The sequence below is a fragment of the Streptomyces rectiverticillatus genome (genome assembly GCF_013394065.1).
GTDB classification, from domain to species: Bacteria; Actinomycetota; Actinomycetes; order Streptomycetales; family Streptomycetaceae; genus Streptomyces; species Streptomyces rectiverticillatus.
Genome location: NZ_CP040752.1, coordinates 118,190 through 139,755, shown reverse-complemented (window position 1 = coordinate 139,755; position 21,566 = coordinate 118,190). Strand labels below are relative to the sequence as shown.

Genomic DNA, 21,566 nt, shown 5'->3' with positions numbered 1-21,566 from the left:
CGGGCGTCTTGTGCTGTTCACTGATCCAGGCGTTGCAGGTCCCTGGAGGAGGCAGGAATGGCGCCATCGGGTGTAGACGATGTTCTGCCGTTGACGCCGATGCAGGAGGGGCTGCTTTTCCACTCCCTCTATGACCGCACCGGTATTGATGTGTACACCGGGCAACATATTTTTGACCTGCGCGGCCCGCTGGACGCACCGCTGTTGCGCCGGGCGGCGCAGAGCTTGCTGGAACGTCATCCGAATTTGCGGGCCGGGTTTCCCCGGCTGAAGTCAGGCCGACCGGTGCAGATCATTCCCCGGCACGTCACCTTGCCGTGGGAAGAGGTTGACCTGTCGGGGACGAGCCGGACCGAGGCCGCGGTCGAGGCCGAAGTGATGCGGCTGGCAGCCGTGGAGCGGGCTCGCCGGTTCGATCTGTCGCGTCCGCCGTTGCTGCGTTTCGCCCTGCTCCGTCTAGGGTCTGCGCACCATCGTCTGATCATGACGAGCCATCACATCCTCCTCGACGGCTGGTCGCTGCCGGTCCTGGAAGAGGAGCTGTCCGCTCTCTATGTGAGCCGTGGAGATGCTGCTGCGCTGACTCCGGTCACTCCGTACCGGGACTATCTGGCTTGGCTGGCGGGCCGGGATCAGCGGGCTGCCGAGGTGGCGTGGGGGGAGGCGTTGGCCGGTCTGAGTGGTCCGACTCGCCTGGCGCCGGTCGATTCCCGCCGGGATCCGGTGGTTCCGGAACGGACTTCTTTCACTCTGTCGCGGGAGTTGACGGCTGCTCTGCATGATCTGGCCCGCGGCAATGGCCTGACGCTCAATACGGTGGTGCAGGGGGCTTGGGGTGTCCTGCTGAGTCGGATGAGCGGGGATATGGATGTGGTCTTCGGGTCCGTGGTCTCCGGCCGGCCTCCTGATATTCCCCGGGTCGAGACCATGGTGGGGTTGTTCATCAATATGGTGCCGGTCCGGGTGCGGCTGGACCCCGCCGAGTCTCTGATCGGCATGCTCACCCGGCACCAGGACGAACAGTCCGTCCTCACAAGCCATCAGCATATTGGGATTGCGAGCATCCACCGGCTGACCGGCATCAGTGAACTGTTCGACACCGTCATGGCATTCGAAAGCTATCCACGCACCCACGACACCGAATCCAGCCCCGAACGCTTGCGGATCAGCACCGTCAGCGGCCGCGCAGCGACCCACTATCCCTTGACTCTCGCGATCAACCCCGGACCGGAGCTTCGCCTGCGGCTGGACTACCGGCCCGACCTCTTCACAGACTCGGCGATCGACGACCTCGCCACACGGCTGACCTGCACCCTCAAGGTGATGGCCGCTCATCCCGAGCGTCCTTTGAGCAAGGTCGATATCTTCACAGAGGCCGAACGCCGACGGATCCTTGTGGAGTGGAATGGCACGGAGTGTGCGCTGCCGGCGGTGACGTTGCCGGATCTGTTCGAGGAACAGGTCGCGCGTGCTCCGGGCAATACTGCGCTGGTGTTCGGCGATGCATCCCTCACCTATGGTGAGGCCGATGCCAGGGCAAATCGCCTGGCGCATCATCTGATCGCCCTGGGAGCCGGTCCGGAGCGTGTCGTCGCCGTCGCACTTCCGCGTTCCATGGAACTCGTGGTGGTGCTGCTCGCGATCCTGAAGAGCGGGGCGTCCTACCTTCCGCTCGACGCCGATCAGCCGCGTCGGCGCTCGGAATTCGTTCTCGGTGACATACGGCCGCTGCTGATGGTGACCGACACCCGCACTGGGAGCGCTGTCCCTGATATCGGCGCCGTACGGCGGGTAGTGATCGATGATCCCGTATCCCTGAGGACATTGGAGGGGTATCCGGCGACCAGCCCGACCGATACGGACCGCATCAGCCCGTTGCTGCCCGCTCATCCTGCCTACCTCCTCTACACCTCCGGATCCACGGGAACCCCCAAGGGAGTGGTGACCTCTCACCGGGGAGTCGTGCGTCTCCTCGTGAGTACTGACTACGTCGATTTCAGCCCTCACAGAACGTTCCTTCAGATTCATTCGACTTCCTTCGACGCCGCCACGTTCGAGATCTGGGGGCCACTCGTCCACGGCGCCCGCTGTGTGCTGATGCCGCCAGGTCCGCCGACGGTGGCGACACTGAGTGAAGTGCTGCGACGGAGCCGGGTCGACACCTTGTCACTCACCGCCACTCTGTTCAATGTGGTCGTCGACCAGTGCCTGGAGGCGTTCTCGGGGGTACGGCAGCTGCTCGTGGGCGGCGAGCCCGTCTCGGTCGCTCATATTCGCCGGGCTCTGGAAGGGCTTCCGGAAACCACGATCACCCAGTGCTACGGTCCGACGGAAACCACCACGTTCGCCAGTTCCTATCGTGTGCCGCGTGACCTTGCTGGTGACGTGGTGAGGGTGCCGATCGGTCGTCCGATCGTGAATACGCGGGCGTTTGTGCTGGATGGTGTCTTGCGGCCGGTGCCGGTGGGTGTGGTGGGTGAGTTGTATGTGGGTGGGGCGGGTCTGGCGCGGGGGTATGCGCGGCGGCCTGGTCTGACGGCGGGGCGGTTCGTGGCGAGTCCGTTCGGTCCGCCGGGGGCGCGGTTGTATCGGACGGGGGATCTGGTCCGCCGGCGTGGTGACGGCAACCTGGAGTTCGTCGGCCGGGTGGATCATCAGGTGAAGGTCCGGGGTTTCCGCGTCGAGCCGGGCGAGGTCGAGGCAGCGCTGGTCCGACATCCGGATGTCGCCCAGGCCGTGGTGATCGCCCGGGAGGACCGGCCCGGAGAGCGTCGTCTGGTCGCCTACGTCGTCCCCGTGAGCGAACGCGACTGCCCGCCTGCCCCCCTGCGGGAGTTCCTGCGCCAGCAGATGCCGGACTATATGGTCCCGGCGATATTTGTGATGCTGGACGAGCTGCCTTTGACACGCCACGGGAAGCTGGACCGGGAATCCCTGCCTCTTCCGGGGCACGGAGCAGCTACTTCGGGGCGGTTGCCGCGCACTTCCCGCGAGCGGGTTCTCTGTGAGCTGTTCGCTGACGTATTGGGCGTATCCGAGGTAGGCATTGACGACGATTTCTTCGTACTGGGTGGGGACAGCATCGTCTCGATCCGGCTGGTGAGCCGGGCCCGGGCCGCGGGCATGGTCTTCTCGGTCCGGGATGTCTTTGCCCACCGCACGGTCGCGGGACTGGCCGGCATGGCCGGCGATGTCGCCGAGGCGGTCCCCGAGGCGCCCGAGGCAGGGATCGGGATGGTCGAGCCGATGCCGGTGATGCGTCGGCTGGGCGCTCGTAGTGCCGGCTTCGGCCGCTTCTACCAGTCTGTACTGCTGCAGGTTCCTCAGGCGCTGGGTGCCGGCCGGCTGAGTGCCGCGCTCGGGGCCGTACTGGATCACCATGACGCATTGCGGTCCCGCCTGGTGCCTCCGCGTGACGACCTCTCCGACGGGGAGTGGTCGCTTGAGGTACTTCCGGCGGGCTCGGCGTCACCGGCAGGTCTGGTGCGGCGGGTGGATGTGAGCGCCGTGGCTGCCGGGAGGCTGCGCGGAGCGGTCGAGTGTGAGGTGGAGGCGGCGGCGGGACGGCTGGATCCGGCAGCGGGGGTGATGGTCCAGCTGGTGTGGTTCGATGCCGGTCCGGGGTGTCCTGGCCGACTGCTCGTGATGGTGCATCACCTGGTGGTGGACGGGGTGTCCTGGCGGATTCTGGTGCCGGATCTGGCTGCTGCTTGGGAGACGGCCGGCGTCGGCAACCCCCACCCACTGGACCCGGTGGGGACGTCGCTACGTGCCTGGTCGAAGATCCTGCTGGCCGAAGCTCGGACTCCTCGGCGGGTGGCGGAGGCAGCCTGGTGGCAGCGGATGCTGAGCGCTGCTGCTGAACCGCTGTTGACGGATCGGTGTCTGGATCCGGGACGGGATTCACTCGGGACGGTGCGGCGTCTGAGGAGGGTCCTGTCTCCGGGGGTGACGGGTCCATTGCTGGGTGCTGTACCGGCGGTGTTCCACGGTCGTGTCAATGACGTTCTGCTGGCGGGGCTGGCGTTGGCCGTGGGGCGCTGGCGCGGTGAGCACGGTCGTGGTGGGGGCGGTTCGGTTCTGGTTGACGTTGAGGGTCATGGGCGGGAGGAGTTCGCTGAGGGCGTGGACCTGTCCCGGACTGTGGGTTGGTTCACGTCGGTGTTTCCTGTCCGCCTCGATCCGGGTGCGGTGACCTGGGGTGGTGGCCGTGGTGCTGGTGAGGGGTGGGGGCGAGCGGTCAAGCGGGTGAAGGAGCAGTTGCGGGCCGTGCCGGATCACGGGATCGGGTTCGGTCTGCTGCGGTATCTCAACCCTGGGACGGGTGCGGTCCTGGCAGGTCTGCCGAGGCCGCAGATCGGTTTCAATTACCTGGGGCGTTTCACTGCTCCGGACAGCGGGGCGGGTGGGGAGTGGCTGCCGGCCCCCGAGGCTGATGTGGTGAGTGCGGGTGGCGATCCGCGGATGCCGTTGATGCATGGCCTGGCAGTGACGGCGCTGGTGCGTGATGAGGGTGGGGAATCCCGACTGGAGGCCACCTGGAGCTGGTCGTCATCGCTGTGGTCCCAGGCGGATGTGGAGGAGATCGCCGGATACTGGTTCGAGGCGCTGGAGGCCCTGGTCGAGCACGGCACCCGGCCCGGAGCCGGAGGCCACACCCCCACCGACTTCCCGTTGGTGTCCCTTTCGGCGACAGAACTCGAGCAACTGGAAGCCGCACAGCCTGGTCTGAGTGACGTCTGGCCGTTGACATCGATGCAGGAAGGGCTGCTCTTCCACGCCCTGTACGACCGGACCGGTGTCGACGTGTACGCCGGCCAGCTCATTTTCGATGTGCGTGGTGTGCTGGAAGTCCCGCTGTTGCGTTCGGCCGTGCAGGCTCTGCTGGAGCGCCATCCGAACCTGCGAGCTGGATTCCCGCAGCTGGATTCCGGGCAGCCGGTGCAGGTCATTCCCCAAGATGTCGCTCTTCCATGGAAAGAGATCGATCTGTCGGGGACAGGCGGGTCCGAGGCCGAGGCCGAGGTCGAGGCCGAAGTGATGCGGCGGGCGGCCGTGGAGCGGGCTTCTCGATTCGATCTGTCGCGTCCGCCGTTGCTGCGTTTCGCCCTGCTCCGTCTGGGACCTGGGCACCATCGTCTGATCATGACGAGTCACCACATCCTCCTCGACGGCTGGTCATTTCCGATTCTGGAACAGGAACTGACTGCCCTCTACGCCGGAGGCAGGGACACCGCCGTTCTTCCTCCGGCCACTCCGTACCGGGACTATCTGGCCTGGCTGGCGGGCCGGGATCAGCAGGCTGCCGAGATGGCGTGGGGGGAGGCGCTGGCCGGTCTGAGTGGTCCGACTCGCCTGGCGCCGGTCGATTCCCGCCGGGATCCGGTGGTTCCGGAACGGACTTCTTTCACTCTATCGCGGGAGTTGACGGCTGCTCTGCATGATCTGGCCCGCGGCAATGGCCTGACGCTCAATACGGTGGTGCAGGGGGCTTGGGGTGTCCTGCTGAGTCGGATGAGCGGGGATATGGATGTGGTCTTCGGGTCCGTGGTCTCCGGCCGGCCTCCTGATATTCCCCGGGTCGAGACCATGGTGGGGTTGTTCATCAATATGGTGCCGGTCCGGGTGCGGCTGGACCCCGCCGAGTCCCTGATCGGCATGCTCACCCGGCTCCAGCACGAACAGTCCGCTCTCACTCCGCACCAGCACTTCGGGCTCGCCCGGATCCACCGGCTGACGGGTATCAGCGAACTGTTCGACACCGTCGTCGTATTCGAAAGCTATCCGCGCCCTCACGACACCGGGCCCGGTCCTGGAGGGTTGCAGATCACGCCTGTCAGCGGCCGCGCGGCGACCCACTATCCCCTGACTCTCGCGATCAACCCCGGACCGGAACTTCGCCTGCGGCTGGACTACCGGAATGACCTCTTCGAGCACTCCGACATCGACAACCTCACTACGCGATTGACCCGCATCCTCGAGGTCCTGGTCACCACCCATGCCGATCAGCCTCTGAGTAAGGTCGATTTCCTTACTGCGACTGAACGTCAGCAGATTCTCGCCGAGTGGAATGACACGGGGTGTGCGCTGCCGGCGGTGACGTTGCCGGATCTGTTCGAGGAACAGGTCGCGCGTGCTCCGGGCAATACTGCGCTGGTGTTCGGTGATGCATCCCTCACCTATGGTGAGGCCGATGCCAGGGCGAATCGCCTGGCGCATCATCTGATCGCCCTGGGAGCCGGTCCGGAGCGTGTCGTCGCCGTCGCACTTCCGCGGTCGTCGGACCTGGTAGTGGTGTTGCTGGCGGTCTTGAAGAGTGGGGCCGCCTATCTGCCGCTCGATCTCGATCAGCCGCGTCGGCGCTTGGAATTCGTCCTTGGCGACATCGATCCGTCGCTCGTGGTGACGGACACGCACAGTGCGAGAGGTGTCCCGGGCACTGGTGGGATACGCCGGGTGGTGATCGACGATCCCGGGACCCTGAGGACACTGGACGCGTTCCCCGCAACCAGCCCGACCGATACGGAGCGCATCACCCCCCTGCTGCCCACTCATCCTGCCTACCTCCTCTACACCTCCGGATCCACCGGAACCCCCAAAGCCGTGGTGATGCCGGGGCGCACGCTGGTGAATCTCGTGCGGTGGATACACCGTGGTGTTACGGGTGGTCGCGGGAAGAGGGTTGCGCAATTCGCGGCGATAACCTTCGATGTCTCGGCGAAGGAGATCCTGGCGACGCTCACCTGCGGTAAGGCGCTGGTGATCGCACCCGACGAGGTCCGACGGAGTGCCGAACAGCTGGTGGCTTGGCTGGATAGACACCAGGTGGAAGAGATGTACGCTCCGAACCTGGTGATCGGGGCCTTGACCGAGGCCGCCGTCGAAGAGGGGGCGGACCTTCCGCGGCTGCGTGATATCACACAGGGTGGTGAGGCGTTGTCGTTGACCCACCAGGTCCGGCAATTCCACCAGGCTGTTCCCGGCCGACTGCTGCACAATCACTACGGCCCGACTGAAACGCACATGGTGGCCGCCTACGCGCTGCCCCCCGACGCCGGTGACTGGCCGTTGAACGTGCCGATCGGCCGGCCCATCGCCAATACACAGTTGTTTGTGCTGGATGGTGTTCTGCGGCCTGTTCCGCCCGGTGTGGTGGGTGAGTTGTATGTGGGTGGGGCGGGTCTGGCGCGGGGGTATGCGCGTCGGCCTGGTCTGACGGCGGGGCGGTTTGTTGCGAGTCCGTTCGGTCCGCCGGGGGCGCGGTTGTATCGGACGGGGGACCTGGTCCGCCGGCGTGGTGACGGCAACCTGGAGTTCATGGGCAGGGCGGATCACCAGGTGAAGATCCGGGGTTTCCGCGTCGAACCGGGCGAGATCGAGGCCGCGCTGGTCCGTCATCCGGATGTGGTGCAGGCGGTGGTGATCACGCGCGAGGACAAGACAGGGCACCGGCACCTGATCGCCTACGTCGTCCCCGCGAGCGAGGGCGCGAGCGAGGGCGACGGCCGACTGGATCAGCTGCGTGGGTTCTTGCGCCGGCAACTGCCGGACTACATGGTTCCGGCGGCGTTCGTCGTACTGGACAAGTTGCCCCTGACGCGGAACAGGAAACTGGACCGAACGGCTCTGCCGCTGCCGGAACTCGGCACGGCAGGCACCGGCCGAGCGCCGAGGACGCCGCAGGAAGAAGTGCTCGCGGGACTCTTCGCCGATGTGCTCGGCGTGGCGAGCGTCAGCATCGACGATGACTTCTTCGAGCTGGGTGGTCATTCGCTGTCGGCGACGCGACTGATCTCGCGCGTGCGGGCGGTGCTGGGGGCCGAGCTGGGCATCCGGGTGCTCTTCGAGGCGCCCACCGTGGCCGGGATGGCGAAGCGGCTGGACGCTGCCGCGGTGGCCAGGGCGCGCCTGGGCCGCGCGGCGCGACCGGAGAAGGTGCCATTGTCCTTCGGGCAGCGTCGGTTGTGGTTCATCGACAAGTTGCAGGGGCCGAGCCCGATGTATACGGTCCCTCTGGCCTTGCGGCTGTCGGGAGAGGTGGACCGAGAGGCGTTGCAGGCCGCGCTGAATGATGTCGTCGCCCGTCACGAGAGTCTGCGGACAGTCTTCGCCGAGGCCGACGGCGTGCCGTACCAGCAGGTGCTCGACGCGCGGTCGGCCGTCATGGGATTTGAGGTCGTCGCGACGAACACGGGGCAGCTGCCGGACACGCTGGCCGCCGTGGCCGGCCGCGGGTTCGACCTGGCGACCGAGCCGCCGATGCGGGCTTGCCTGGTGGTGACCGGGCCCCGGGAGCAGGTTCTGCTGGTGGTGCTCCACCACATAGCCGTCGACGGATGGTCGAAAGGCCCGCTGCTGCGTGACCTGGCGGACGCGTATGCCGCCCGCGCGGAAGGACGTTCACCCGCCTGGATGCCGTTGGCTGTGCAGTACGCCGACTATGCCCTATGGCAGAACAAGTTGCTCGGTGACCACGAGGACCCGGACAGCGGCCTTGCCCGGCAACTGCGGTACTGGACGTCCACTCTGGCCGGCGCGCCCGAGGAACTGGTTCTTCCCACCGACCGGCCCCGCCCCGCGGTGGCCTCCTACCAGGGAGACACCGTTGCCGTGGAGATCAGCCCCCAGCTGCATCGACGGCTGGCCCGGCTGGCCCGCCGCGGAGGGGCCACCGTCTTCATGGTGGTCCATGCCGCGCTCGCCGCGCTGCTGACCCGCCTGGGTGCAGGCACCGACATCCCCATCGGTACCCCGATCGCCGGACGTACCGACGATGCCCTGGACGGGCTGGTCGGCTTCTTCGTCAACACTCTCGTACTGCGTGCCGATACGTCCGGTGACCCTGCCTTTGCCGACCTCCTGGCCCGGGTCCGGGAGACCGACCTGGACGCTTACCTCCACCAGGACCTGCCCTTCGAACACCTGGTGGAAGTACTCAACCCGGCCCGCTCACTGGCCCGGCACCCGCTGTTCCAGGTCATGCTGGCCTTCCAGAACACGCTGGAAGAACAGGTGTCCCTGCCCGGACTCGAGGTCCGCCCTCACACGGTGAGCGTTACCACGGCCAAGTTCGACTTCGCGCTGAGCCTGCGGGAACACCGCACGAGGCAGGGCGAGTCCGGCGGAATCACCGGTGCTGTCCACTACGCCACCGACTTGTTCGACCGGAACACGGTCATGAGGATGGTGCAGTGCTTCATCGATTTGCTGACGGCTGTGACGGCCCACCCCGATCGTCCTTTGAGCAAGGTTGAGCTCGTCACGGGGACTGAACGTCACCGGATGCTGGTGGAGTGGAACGCCACGGGTCGCAGCCTGCCGGCGACGACCCTTCCGAAGCTCTTCGAGGATCAGGTCGCACGTGCTCCAGGAAGCGTCGCGCTGGCATACGGGGACGTCACCCTGACCTACGGTGAGCTCGATGCGCGGGCGAATCGTCTGGCGCGTCATGTCATCGGTATGGGGGCCGGGCCGGAGGACGTTGTCGCTGTTGCTCTGCCGCGATCGGTCGAGCTCGTGGTGGTGCTGCTGGCGGTTCTGAAGAGCGGGGCTGCCTACCTGCCGCTCGATCCCGACCAGCCGCGTGAGCGCGCGGAGTTCATCCTGGGCGACGTACAGCCATTGCTCCTGGTGACGGACATAAACACCGGGAGCGGTGTCCCGGACACCGGTGCGTTCCGCCGGGTGGTGGTCGACGATCCCGAGACAGAGAGGATGCTGAACGGATACCCGGTTGAGAGCCCCACCGATCCGGACCGCACCACCCCCTTGCTGCCTGCTCATCCTGCCTATTTCCTCTGCACTTCCGGATCGACGGGAGTTCCCAAGGCTGTTGTCGTCGAGCATCGTTCGCTGACGAATTATGTGGTGTGGGCGCGGGATCGCTACGGTGGCGTGCAGGGTGTGAGTTTGCTGCACTCTTCCCTTGCGTTCGATCTTCCTGTTACGGGTTTGTATACCTCGCTGGTTTCCGGTGGCTGTGTGCGTATCGCGTCACTGGAGGAGGGCGAGAGCGAGGGCGAGGGTGAGGGCTCGGGATTCGGCGCCGGCGCCGGGCTGCCGGTCACGTTTCTCAAGGGGACACCGAGTCACATTCCGTTGCTGATGGCATTGCCGGATGGGTATTCGCCTGCGGAGCAGTTGGTTCTCGGTGGTGAGCGGCTGGTGGGTGAGGCGCTGAGCGAGTGGCGTCGTCGTCATCCGGGAGTCGCCGTTGTGAACCACTACGGGCCCACCGAAACGACAGTCGGGTGTGCGGACTACTGGATCGGGCCGGACGACGCCCTTCCGCCTGGTCCTGTGCCCATCGGCCGACCGATCGGCAATGCACAGGTGTTTGTGCTGGACGGCGTCTTGCAGCCGGTGCCGGTGGGTGTGGTGGGTGAGTTGTATGTGGGTGGGGCGGGTCTGGCGCGGGGGTATGCGCGTCGGCCCGGTCTGACGGCGGAGAGGTTCGTTGCGAGCCCGTTCGGTCCGCCGGGGACACGGCTGTATCGCACAGGGGACCTGGTCCGCCGGCGCGGTGACGGCAACCTGGAGTTCGTCGGCCGGGTGGATCATCAGGTGAAGGTCCGGGGTTTCCGTGTCGAGCCGGGTGAGGTTGAGGCGGCGCTGGTCCGTCATCCGGATGTCGCCCAGGCCGTGGTGATCGCAAGGGAGGACCGGCCCGGAGATTGTCGTCTGGCCGCTTACGTGGTGCCCGTGAGCGAACGCGACTGCCCGCCTGACCCCCTGCGGGAGTTCGTGCGTCAGCAGGTGCCGGACTATATGGTCCCGGCGGCATTCGTGATACTGGACGAGTTGCCGTTGACGCGGAACGGGAAGCTGGACCGGAAATCCCTACCGGCTCCGGAATACGTTCCGGCCGGAGACGGCCGTGCGCCGAGGACGCCGCAGGAAGAAGCGCTCGTTGAATTGTTCGCCGAAGTGCTGCGGGTGGAGACCGTGACCATTGATGACGATTTCTTCGCCGTGGGTGGTCATTCGCTGCTGGCGATGCGGTTGATTGCCCGAGTGCGGGCGGTGCTGGGCGCCGAGCTGGGCATCCGCACGGTGTTCCAGGCCCCCACAGTGGCCGGCCTGGCAAAGCGCCTGGGGCCCGCGGTGGCGGCCGGAGCGAGGTTGGGCCCCGTGGCGCGGCCGGAGAGGGTGCCGCTGTCGTTCGGGCAGCGGCGGTTGTGGTTCATCGACAAGCTGCAGGGGCCGGGCCCGCTCTATGCCGTCCCGGTCGCTCTGCGACTGTCCGGCGAGGTGGACCGGGAGGCGCTGCAGGCCGCGCTCGGTGACGTCGTCACCCGTCACGAAAGCCTGCGCACGATCTTCGTCGAGGTCGACGGGGTGCCGTACCAGCGGGTACTCGACGGCGAGGCGGCCACTGTGGACCTTGAGCCGCGCCACGTCACGGCTGCCGCGTTGCCGCAACTGCTGGCTGACGCCGCTCGGGAGGGGTTCGATCTGGCCACCGAGCTGCCGGTACGGGCACGCCTGTTTGCTACGGGGCCCGGGGAGCAGGTCTTGTTGCTGGTGTTCCACCACATCGCCGTCGACGGGTGGTCGATGGGCCCCCTCTTCCGCGACCTGGGCACTGCGTATGCCGCCCGTACTCAAGGTCGCGCACCGGGATGGGCGCCACCGGCTGTGCAGTATGCCGATTACACCCTGTGGCAGCACGAGTTGCTCGGCGACCACGAGGACCCCGACAGCGGCCTCGCCCGCCAACTCCGCTATTGGACGTCCGCACTGGCCGATCTTCCCGAACAGCTGGAATTGCCCACTGACCGGCCCCGTCCCGTGGTGGCCTCCTATCACGGAGACGCCGTCTTGCTCAGTGTCCGCCCCGCTCTGCATCAACGCCTGACCGCGCTGGCCCGTAGCGGAGGGGCCACGCTCTTCATGGTGATCCATGCCGCACTGGCAGCACTGCTGACGCGTCTGGGCGCTGGTGCGGACATCCCGATCGGTACGCCGGTCGCCGGGCGCACGGACGATGCCCTCGACGAGCTGGTCGGGTTCTTCGTCAACACCCTCGTCTTGCGTACGGACGTTTCCGGCGACCCGACGTTCACCGATCTGCTGGCTCGTGTACGAAACACGGATCTGGACGCCTACGGTCACCAGAGCCTTCCCTTCGAATACTTGGTGGAAGTCCTCAATCCGCCCCGCACGCTCGCCCGGCACCCCTTGTTCCAGGTCATGCTGGTCTTCCAGACCACCCCTCCTGCTCAGCTGTCGCTGCCGGGGGCCGACTCCGGTCCACACCCGGTGGGCACGGCCACGGCAAAATTCGACCTTGCGCTCAACCTGCGCGAACGCCGCACCAGCAGCGGTGAACCGGACGGCATCACGGGCGCGATCCAGTACGCAACCGATCTCTTCGACCGCAGCACGATCGCAGGGATGGCCGAGCACTTCACCGCCCTTCTCGAAGCCGTGGTCGCCGACCCGGACCGGCCCTTGAGCGAGATCGAGTTTCTCGGAGCCGCCGAGCGCCGCCGGCTCCTCGTCGAGTGGAACGACACGGACCGGGCATTGCCGCCGGCGACGCTGCCGGACCTGTTCGAGCGGCAAGTCGCACGCACTCCGGGCAGTGCCGCGCTGGTCTTCGGGGACACCGTCCTCACCTACGGTGAGCTGAACAGCGAGGCCAACCGCCTGGCCCGGCACCTGATCGGCCTGGGAGCAGGCCCCGAGCATGTCGTCGCCGTCGCCTTGCCCCGATCGGCGGAGCTCGTGGTGGTGTTGCTGGCGATCCTCAAGAGCGGGGCCGCCTACCTGCCGCTCGACTTCAACCAGCCACCCCGCCGCACCGCGTTCATCCTCAGCGACATGGAACCGACGCTGCTCGTGACCGACGCACACACCGGAAGCACTCTCCCGGATGCCGGTTCGACCCACCGGGTGGTCCTCGATGACCCCGATGCCGTGGCGGTGCTGGCGGGGTACCCGGACAGCAACCCCACCGACCCCGATCGCACCACTCCTCTGCTCCCCGCCCACCCCGTCTATGTCCTCTACACCTCCGGATCCACCGGGACCCCCAAGGGGGTGGCGATGCCGGGTCGCGGCATGGTGAACCTGGTTCGGTGGGTGCACCGTGACGCCATGCCCGGCCGTGGGACGAAGGTCGCGCAATTCGCGGCGATCAGCTTCGACGTGTCGGCCATGGAGATTCTCGCCGCTTTGACGTACGGCAAGACGTTGGTCACGGCCGCCGACGAGGTCCGACGCGATGCGGAGCAGCTGACCCGGTGGCTGGACCGGCACCAGGTCGAGATGATGTTCCTCCCGAATATCGTGGTCGGGGCACTGGCCGAATCCGCTACGGAAGGCCGAGGCCGGTATGACCTCTCGCGGCTGCGTGACATCGCTCAGAGCGGCGAGGCCATGACGCTGACCCGCCAGGTCCGGGAGTTCTGCCGGAGTGTGCCCGGTCGGCTGCTGCACAATCACTACGGTCCGACCGAGACGCACGTGGTCACTGCGCACACACTGCCCGCCGACGTCGCCGACTGGCCGTCGACCGTGCCGATAGGCCGGCCGATCGCCAACATGCGGGTGTTCGTACTGGATGGTCTTCTGCGGCCGGTGCCGGTGGGTGTGGTGGGTGAGTTGTATGTGGGTGGGGCGGGTCTGGCGCGGGGGTATGTGCGTCGGCCTGGTCTGACGGCGGAGCGGTTTGTGGCGAGTCCGTTCGGTCCGCCGGGGGCGCGGTTGTATCGGACGGGGGACCTGGTCCGCCGGCGTGGTGACGGCAACCTGGAGTTCGTCGGCCGGGCGGATCACCAGGTGAAGATCCGGGGTTTCCGTGTCGAACCGGGCGAGGTCGAGGCGGCGCTGGTCCGTCATCCGGATGTCGCCCAGGCCGTGGTGATCGCTCGGGAGGACCGGCCCGGAGAGCGTCGTCTGGTCGCCTACGTCGTCCCCGTGAGCGAACGCGACTGCCCGCCTGACCCCCTGCGGGAGTTCCTGCGCCAGCAGGTGTCCGACTACATGGTCCCGGCGGCGTTCGTCGTACTGGACGCGTTGCCATTGACGCGGAACGGGAAGCTGGACCGTGCAGCGTTGCCCGCTCCGGCATTGGGGCCGGACGGTGCGGGCAGGGCGCCTAGGACGCCGCAGGAGGAATCACTCGTCGAGTTGTTCGCCGAGGTACTGCGTCGGGAATCCGTGACCATCGACGATGACTTCTTCGAGTTGGGCGGGCACTCGCTGCTGGCCACGCGGCTGATGGCCCGGATCCGCGCGGCAATGGGGGCCGAACTGGAGGTCCGGGTGCTGTTCGAGGCCCCCACGGTGGCCGGCCTGGCGCAGCGGATCAACGCCCCCGTGCACGCCGGAGCGGATGGCGGATTGGGTCGGCTGCTCGCGCTTCGCGCCGGTGGTGAACGCCCGGCGCTCTTCGCCGTGCACCCTGCCGCCGGTCTCGGCTGGTGCTACTCGGGGCTGGTCCGCCACCTTGACCGCTCCCGTCCGCTGTACGCCCTGCAGGCACGCGGCCTCGACGGGCAGGGCGCACTCGCCGGCAGTTTGGCCGAGATGGCCGACGACTACCTGCAGTTGATCCGCGGGCAGCAATCCCAAGGCCCCTACTATCTGCTCGGCTGGTCGTTCGGGGGGACGGTGGCGCACGAGATCGCCTGTCGGCTTCAGGCCGCCGGGCAGGAGGTGGCGCTGCTGGCGCTGCTGGACTCGCAACCGGCCGGTAGCTTCCGGCACGTCAGCGGACCGATCACCGCCAGGACCCTTTCCCTCGCCCTCGACGGGATCGAACTGGACGGCATCGAACTGGACGGGATCGGACTAGACCGGATCGGACTGGGCGGCATCGAAACGGAGGACGCCGGACCTGACTACCGGGCCGCCGATCATGCCGGCGGCGCTCCGGACAGTACTTGGCCCGGTATTGAGCTCCCGCCCATCGAGACGCTGCTGGATCTCCTGCGCCGGCGCGGCAGTCCACTGGCCGGCATCGGCCCAGTGGCGCTGACCCGTCTGCTGCGGGTGGCCGCCAACAACCTGAAGCTCTCCCGGAGTGGTGAACCCGGTCGATACCGCGGCAAGGTGCTCTTCTTCGAAGCGCTTCCGGGCCGCGCCGTCGGCAGTGCTTCGCGCACCGAGCTATGGGCCCCTTATGTCGACGGGCCGATCGAGAATCACCTGCTGGACATCCCGCACGGTCGCCTGACCGGCCCCGAGGCCCTCGCCGTCATCGCGCCGGTGCTGGCACGGTACCTGCGATGAGCGGCCTACCAGGGCTGCGGCCAGGTGATCGGCTGTGACGGGCTGCCGTCCACGCCGACGGGGACGTCGCCGGTGATCATGACTCGGTGCATGATGCGGCGGAACCCGAGATGGTTGACGTCGTCCGGAGCGAGGTGGATGGCGGCACGGTTGTCCCAGATGGCCACGGCGCCCGGATCCCAGCGGAAGCGGACCGTGTATTCGGGACGGGTCGCCTGTTCGAGCAGCAGTTCCACGATTCTGCTGCTCTCCGCACGGGAGAGCCCCTGGATCCGCTGAAGGTAGTAGCCATTGACGAACAGCACGCGCTCGCCGGTCTCCGGGTGCACCCGCACCAGGGGGTGAACCGTGGCGATCTGGTGCTCCAGCAGGTGGCGGGCGTACTCGTCGTCGATGGGATTCGGCAGGTAGCCGACGCCCAGGCGGTGTTCGGCGCGCAGGCCGTCGACGAAGCCGCGCAGCGGCTCGGACAGGCCCGAGTAGGCGGCGACCAGGTTGGCCCAGGTGGTGTCGCCGCCGTATGGCGGTACGGTTCCGGCGCGCAGGACGGTGAGGGCGGGCGGATCGATACGGGAGCCGTGGTCGCAGTGCCAGCCCCGCAGCAGCGAATAGCGTCGGCGCTCCAGCCACTCTCCGTGGTCCAGCCCGAACCGGGTGCCACCGAGCCGGTTGGCCGCCGTCTCGATCTCGGCGAATTCCGGGGGAGCGGAGCTGCCGCGCCGAGGGCGTACGACCGGCTCGCCGAAGTGGCGCGAAAAGGCCACGTGCGCGGCATGGTCGAGGTGCTGGTCGCGGAAGAACAGCACCTTGAAGCGCAGCAACGCGGCTCGGATCTGCGTAACTGCCGTGTCGTCGAGCGGGACGGTGAGGTCGGCTCCTGTGACCTCTGCGCCGATGTGGCCCGCAACCGGCTCCACCTCGATGCCGGTGTCCTGAGCCGGTTCGCCGGCGGAGGACGGCTGTGAGCCGCCTTGGGCGCTTTGATGGATCGTCATATGGGCTCCGCTGCGTCGTGCGGTTCCTCTGACCAGGATGGCCGCTTGCTCCTCGGCGCGCCAGGGCGCCTCGCAGAGGGCTTGCCGAAGCTCGAAGCCCCTACCGGTGAAGCCCGAAGCCCCTACCGGTGTAGGCCTAAGCCCCTACCGGTGTAGGCGGCCACGGTCCCGGCCCGGGCGTTGCCGGATCGGCGTAACCTACTTCTTGCACAGGCATTTTGACGAAGCATCAGGTGACTCACCAGGCCGACTGGCCCCCCGTGAGGAAGGCGGATGCGGCATGCAGCAGTTCGGTGATTATCAGGGTGAGATCCATCTCGAGACACCGGGCGGGGCCGGACCGCGGTTTCCCCTGGTCTTCGCGGACTTGGAGGAGCAGGCGCAGGCCGTGTTGCCGCCGGCGGTGTGGTCCTACGTCGACTGCGGAGCGGGGGACGGCCACACCCAGCGCATGAACGTCCAGGCCTTCGGGTGCTGGGGTCTGGTTCCGCGGATGCTCGCAGGCGCAACGAAACGCGATCTGTCGGTCGACCTGTTCGATATGACGTGGCCGACGCCGCTGTTCATGGCCCCGGTGGGTGTGATCGGTCTGTGCGCGCAGGACGGCCACGGAGACCTCGCCACGGCCCGGGCGGCGGCCCGCACCGGGGTGCCTATGGTCGCCTCCACCCTGGCAGTGGACCCGTTGGAGGCCGTGGCACGCGAATTCGGGGCCACCCCAGGCCTCTTCCAGCTCTACACCCCCACCGACCGGGAGCTGGCCGCCAGCCTGGTCCACCGGGCGGAGGCGGCCGGGTACAAGGGCATCGTCGTCACCCTCGACAGATGGGTCGCCGGCTGGCGCCCCCGGGATCCGGGCACCGGTGCCTTGCCCGAAGTGCGCCGGCACTGCCTGGCCAACTACGTCTCCGACCCGGTCTTCCGCGCCCGGCTCCCCCATGCCCCCGAGGAGGATCTCCACGCCACTGCCGCGCAGTGGGCACGGATCTTCGGGAACTCCCTCACGTGGGACGACCTCCCCTGGTTGCGTTCCCTGAGCTCGCTGCCCCTGCTGCTGAAGGGCATCTGCCACCCGGACGACGTGCGCCGCGCCAAGGACGCCGGCGCCGACGGCATCTACTGCTCCAACCACGGTGGCCGACAGGCCGACGGCGGGCTGGCGGCCCTGGACTGCCTTCCGGCCGTGGTCGAGGCGGCCGACGGGCTGCCCGTCCTGTTCGACTCCGGCATCCGCTCAGGTGCCGATGCCGTCAAAGCACTCGCCCTCGGTGCCACGGCCGTCGGCATCGGCCGCCCCTGCGCCTACGGTCTGGCCATCGGCGGAACCGACGGGCTCGTCCACGTCCTGCGGTCCTTGCTCGCCGAGATGGACCTGATCATGGCCGTCGACGGCTACGCGGCTCTCGCCGACCTCACCCCGGAGGCCCTGCGCCGCGTGTGCTCCGGCCATGGCCCGTCGGCCTCAGGGCACCGGGGCGGGTGATGTCATGCGTGGGCCACTGGTTCGATACCGGTCGACCGGGGCGGACAGCGCCCGGTGGGAGGGGTTCGCGTTCCGGGAAGGCGACATCGTCATCAGCACCCCACCCAGATGCGGGACGACCTGGACGCAGATGATCTGCGCCCAGCTGATCTTCCAGACCCCTCGTCTCGATCGGCCGCTCGCCGAAATCTCGCCGTGGCTGGACATGTTGACGACCGAGCGCACCGCTCTCTTCGCTGCGCTCGAGGCACAGTGCCACCGCCGGTTCATCAAGACCCACACCCCACTCGACGGCCTGCCGCTCGACGAAAGGGTCACTTACGTGTGCATGGGCCGCGATCCCCGTGACGCCGGGCTCTCCTGGTCCGGTCACATGGCCAATTTCAACCATGATGCGTTCCTGGCCGCCCGGGAGAGGGCGGTCGGCCTGGAGGATCTCCGGGCGCGGCCGGCCGGTGTGCCTCGGCGGAGCTCGCCGGGCACCGAGATCGAGGAGTTCCGGAAGTGGGTCGACCACACGAGTCCCTCCGGCCGTTCACAGTTCGGTCTGGCAGCCCTCTTCCACCACATCCGCTCCTTCTGGCCGGCCCGGACCGGCGCCCCCAACCTGGTCCTGCTCCACTACGACGACTTCCGAGCCGACCTCGAAGGGCAGATGCGCTCCCTGGCCCGGCGGCTCACCGTTGACGTGCCCGAGGAGAAGTGGCCGGAGTTGGTGGCGGCCGCCCGCTTCGAGGAGATGCGCCGCAAGGCCGACGACCTGGTGCCGAACCGCGACGAGGGTCTCTGGCACGACAACGCGGACTTCTTCCGTCAGGGGACGAGCGGCCAGTGGCGGACGCGGCTGGGCCGAGACGACCTTCGCCGGTACCACGCGCGGGTCGCCGAACTCGCCGACCCGGAGGTGGCCGCCTGGCTGCACCGGGACCTGCCGGTCGGTTGACCGGGCGGGACCGTCGTACACGCACCACGGCAGGCTCCGGTCCGGTGCCTCTGGTCATGAGATCCGGGAATGGTTATGTTGTGGCCTGACGGTGGTAGGTACCGGGCAATTCGGCACTCGACGGAGCGATGCGAGCGATGCGGGTTGGCCGGCCGGCCTCGATCGGCTACTGGGCTTGCCGGGTGCACGGGTCAAGTCGATCCGGTCAGGAGGACGGTGCATGGTCGACGGGTGGACGGTCGACACCCTCTCTACTCCGGTGGCCGACGTGTGGATCGCCAGTTCTGATGGCGAAGACCTGGACTATTCCTACGGCGGTACGCGGAAGGTGCACTTCGGAGCGTCCGACGACGAGGCCGAGCGAGAACTGGGACGCCTCGTACACTACGAGAGCCGGCTCAAGAACCGGCTCATCAACCGCGTCCTGGCGGACGGGGCACTGGACCACCTCAGTGACCGCTTGCCACCCGGATTCCTGCCGAGCCGCGTCGGAGGCGGACGCTGCCTGTTCAGGCCCCGGGACGCGCAGGTCGATGCGATCCTCTCGGACCCGGCACATCCCGACTTCGAGCCGGTGATCGAGGTTCTCTTCGCCGGAATCGGCAGGGTTCTCAACGAGCGTGAGGGAAGGATCAAGCTCACACCGGACTTCGGGAGGTTCTCCGGTGTCTCGGACATTCTTTACAGGTTCACGCCGCACGTGCTGGGAATCCGGCGCGAAGACGGTGGGTGCGGCGGAAAGGCCTCGTACACCACCACGGGCATCGTGACGGCGCTGGAACACATGGGGATCGCGGAGTGCAAGGACCGGCCCGTGACCGTGATCGGCTCGGCCGGTGCGCTGGGTGCCGGCATCGCGAACCATCTCGCCCACGATGAGTTCCGTGACCTCAAGGTCGCCGATCTCGTCTACAGCGAGGGCACGGTCACCATGCCGGGGCGGTCGGGCACGGTGACGGCCGAGGTGCTTCCGTCGGAGGTCGGCCGCTTCACGGACGCGTGCCTGGGCCGTGGCGGGGTGATCGTGCCCGCCACGTACGGGGGCGAGCTCGCCGCCTCCGACCTGGGAGCGATACCCCGCGGGACGATGCTGGTGCTCGCGCACAACTTGGCGCTGCCGTCCGGCACGGAGGGGCGTGGCCTGGCGGCCGAACTGCAGCGGCTCGGCATCGATGCGCTCCCGGGCCAGATACTGACCCTGGGCGGTGCCCTGACCTCGCGCATCGAGTGGTTCTCCCGGGCTGCGGGCGTGTCGCTGTTCGACAAGCCGCTGGCCCACGCGGTGGTCCGCGCGACCGTCACCCATCTCATGGAAGCGATGCGAGCCGAGGGCCGATTCGCCACGCCCTACGAGCGGATGCTCGATTACGCAGGATTCGAGCCCGACCGGAAGGACCGCGACGACTGAGAAGGCTGAACACCGAGAAGGCTGAACACTGAGAAGGCTGAACACGGAGAACGCTGCGAAGACTGAGGAGGACGCATTGGAGCTCCGGCCGTTCCACATTGCTTTCCCGGTGGCTTCACTGGACGATGCGCGGGCCTTCTACGGAGGCGTGCTGGAGTGCCCGGAGGCCAGAAGCACGGACAACTGGGTCGACTTCGACCTGTTCGGCAACTCGTTGTCCGCCTATCTCCACCCGGAGGAAGCGGCGCGGACGATCCCGTCCAGCCTCGTCGACGTCACCGACTCACCCAAGCGCATCCCGGTGCGGCACTTCGGAGTCGTCCTGTCCTGGGAGGAGTGGGAGGCGCAGGTCGACAAGCTCCGGGGCAAGGGAGTGGAGTTCATCCTCGGCCCGCTCGTGCGTTTCGCGGGCCGCAACGGCGAGCAGGCAACGGTCTACTTCGAGGATCCGTGCAACAACGTCGTCGAGTTCAAGGCGTTTCGCAACCCGGACACACGCTTCCTGCCTTTCGCCGGCGAGTGACGGCAGTCCGGTGAATCCGGCCGCAGCTACGTGAAGGCAGTGACGGATGGGCGATGACGAGCGTGTCCTTTACCGGGGGACCAGGTACGACAGTGCTCGCTGGCGTGGGTTCGCGTTCCGCCCCGGCGACATCGTGATCAGCACGCCACCGAAGTGCGGAACGACCTGGGTCCAGATGATCTGCGCGCTGCTGATCCTCCAGGAGCCGGTGCTCCGGCAGCCGCTGTCGGTGCTCTCACCGTGTCTCGAACGCCGGGCGCGCGCCCGCTCCGACGTGGTCGCGGACCTGGAAGCCCAAGGTCACCGGCGCTTCATCAAGACCCACATCCCGCTCGACGGGCTGCCGCTGGACCCGTCGGTCACGTACATCTGCGTCGGACGCGACCCCCGCGACGCCGCACTGTCCATGGACAGCCAGAGGCAGAACGTGAACGCCGCCGCACTGGGAGCGGCGCGGCAGGCCGTTCCCGGGGATGACGGTGCTCTGCCGGATGCACCCTCTCCGCATGCGGGTGGGAAGCTGGAGCGCTTCTGGCAGTGGGCCGACGACGAGACACCACCGACCGTTCTGCGGCCGTCCCTGGTCCGCACCCTTCGTCATTTCCGGACCTTCCGGGACGCACCGGAGGGCATCCATGTCGTCCTGCTGCACTTCGACGACCTGCGAGCGGATCTGGAAGGCCGGATGAGGTCACTGGCGGACCGGCTCGCCGTGACTGTCCCCGAGCCGCGCTGGCCCGAACTGGTGAGCGCGGCGACCTTGGAGTCGATGCGCGCACGGGCGGCCTTCACTGCGCCCAGTGCGCACGAAGGGGTGTGGCGCGACGACGCGCGCTTCTTCCGCCGGGGGACGAGTGGCCAGTGGAAGGAGCTTCTCGACGCGCAGGGCCTCGCACGCTACCGGGCCAGGGTCGACGCCATCGGTTGCCCTGACGATGTCGTCGACTGGGCACACCACGGCTCGCTGTGAGCCC

At 67.6% G+C, this 21,566-nt stretch carries 7 protein-coding genes; 6 read left to right on the top strand and 1 reads right to left on the bottom strand.

The annotated features are described in order from the left end of the window. The first annotated feature begins 57 nt into the window (after nt 1–57). A complete protein-coding gene (locus FGW37_RS00535) occupies nt 58–15,240 on the top strand; it encodes a non-ribosomal peptide synthetase (RefSeq protein WP_179079212.1) in 15,183 nt (5,060 codons plus the stop codon). Nucleotides 15,241–15,245: 5 nt separating this feature from the next. Here FGW37_RS00535 and FGW37_RS00530 read toward each other — a convergent pair whose 3' ends face one another. Continuing rightward, nucleotides 15,246–16,235, bottom strand: coding sequence for a TauD/TfdA dioxygenase family protein (locus FGW37_RS00530; protein ID WP_179079211.1), 990 nt, complete (start codon nt 16,233–16,235; stop codon nt 15,246–15,248). Nucleotides 16,236–16,515: 280 nt separating this feature from the next. Between FGW37_RS00530 and FGW37_RS00525 the strand changes: the two genes are divergently transcribed. From FGW37_RS00525 to FGW37_RS00505, 5 genes are all read left to right on the top strand, one after another. Then, a complete protein-coding gene (locus FGW37_RS00525; protein ID WP_179079210.1) occupies nt 16,516–17,718 on the top strand; it encodes an alpha-hydroxy-acid oxidizing protein in 1,203 nt (400 codons plus the stop codon). Between the two features lie 4 nt (nt 17,719–17,722). Beyond that, entirely contained in the window at nt 17,723–18,661 is a 939-nt protein-coding gene (locus FGW37_RS00520) for a sulfotransferase domain-containing protein (RefSeq protein ID WP_179079209.1), read from the top strand. A gap of 220 nt (nt 18,662–18,881) precedes the next feature. Then, nucleotides 18,882–20,069 (top strand): hypothetical protein, encoded by a 1,188-nt coding sequence (locus tag FGW37_RS00515; RefSeq protein ID WP_179079208.1) that lies wholly within the window; start codon nt 18,882–18,884, stop codon nt 20,067–20,069. Nucleotides 20,070–20,145: 76 nt separating this feature from the next. Next, nucleotides 20,146–20,592: a VOC family protein gene (locus FGW37_RS00510; RefSeq protein WP_179079207.1), complete on the top strand. Its 447-nt coding sequence runs from the start codon at nt 20,146–20,148 to the stop codon at nt 20,590–20,592. A gap of 46 nt (nt 20,593–20,638) precedes the next feature. Beyond that, nucleotides 20,639–21,562, top strand: a complete 924-nt coding sequence (locus tag FGW37_RS00505) for a sulfotransferase domain-containing protein (protein WP_179079206.1) — start codon at nt 20,639–20,641, stop codon at nt 21,560–21,562. The last annotated feature ends 4 nt before the right edge of the window (nt 21,563–21,566 follow it).

What these genes read in the sequence shown, in the direction of transcription:
- FGW37_RS00535 (WP_179079212.1), top strand. Translation starts at nt 58, where the DNA reads ATGGCGCCATCGGGTGTAGACGATGTTCTGCCGTTGACGCCGATGCAG.
- FGW37_RS00530 (WP_179079211.1), bottom strand. Translation starts at nt 16,235, where the DNA reads ATGACGATCCATCAAAGCGCCCAAGGCGGCTCACAGCCGTCCTCCGCC.
- FGW37_RS00525 (WP_179079210.1), top strand. Translation starts at nt 16,516, where the DNA reads ATGCAGCAGTTCGGTGATTATCAGGGTGAGATCCATCTCGAGACACCG.
- FGW37_RS00520 (WP_179079209.1), top strand. Translation starts at nt 17,723, where the DNA reads ATGCGTGGGCCACTGGTTCGATACCGGTCGACCGGGGCGGACAGCGCC.
- FGW37_RS00515 (WP_179079208.1), top strand. Translation starts at nt 18,882, where the DNA reads ATGGTCGACGGGTGGACGGTCGACACCCTCTCTACTCCGGTGGCCGAC.
- FGW37_RS00505 (WP_179079206.1), top strand. Translation starts at nt 20,639, where the DNA reads ATGGGCGATGACGAGCGTGTCCTTTACCGGGGGACCAGGTACGACAGT.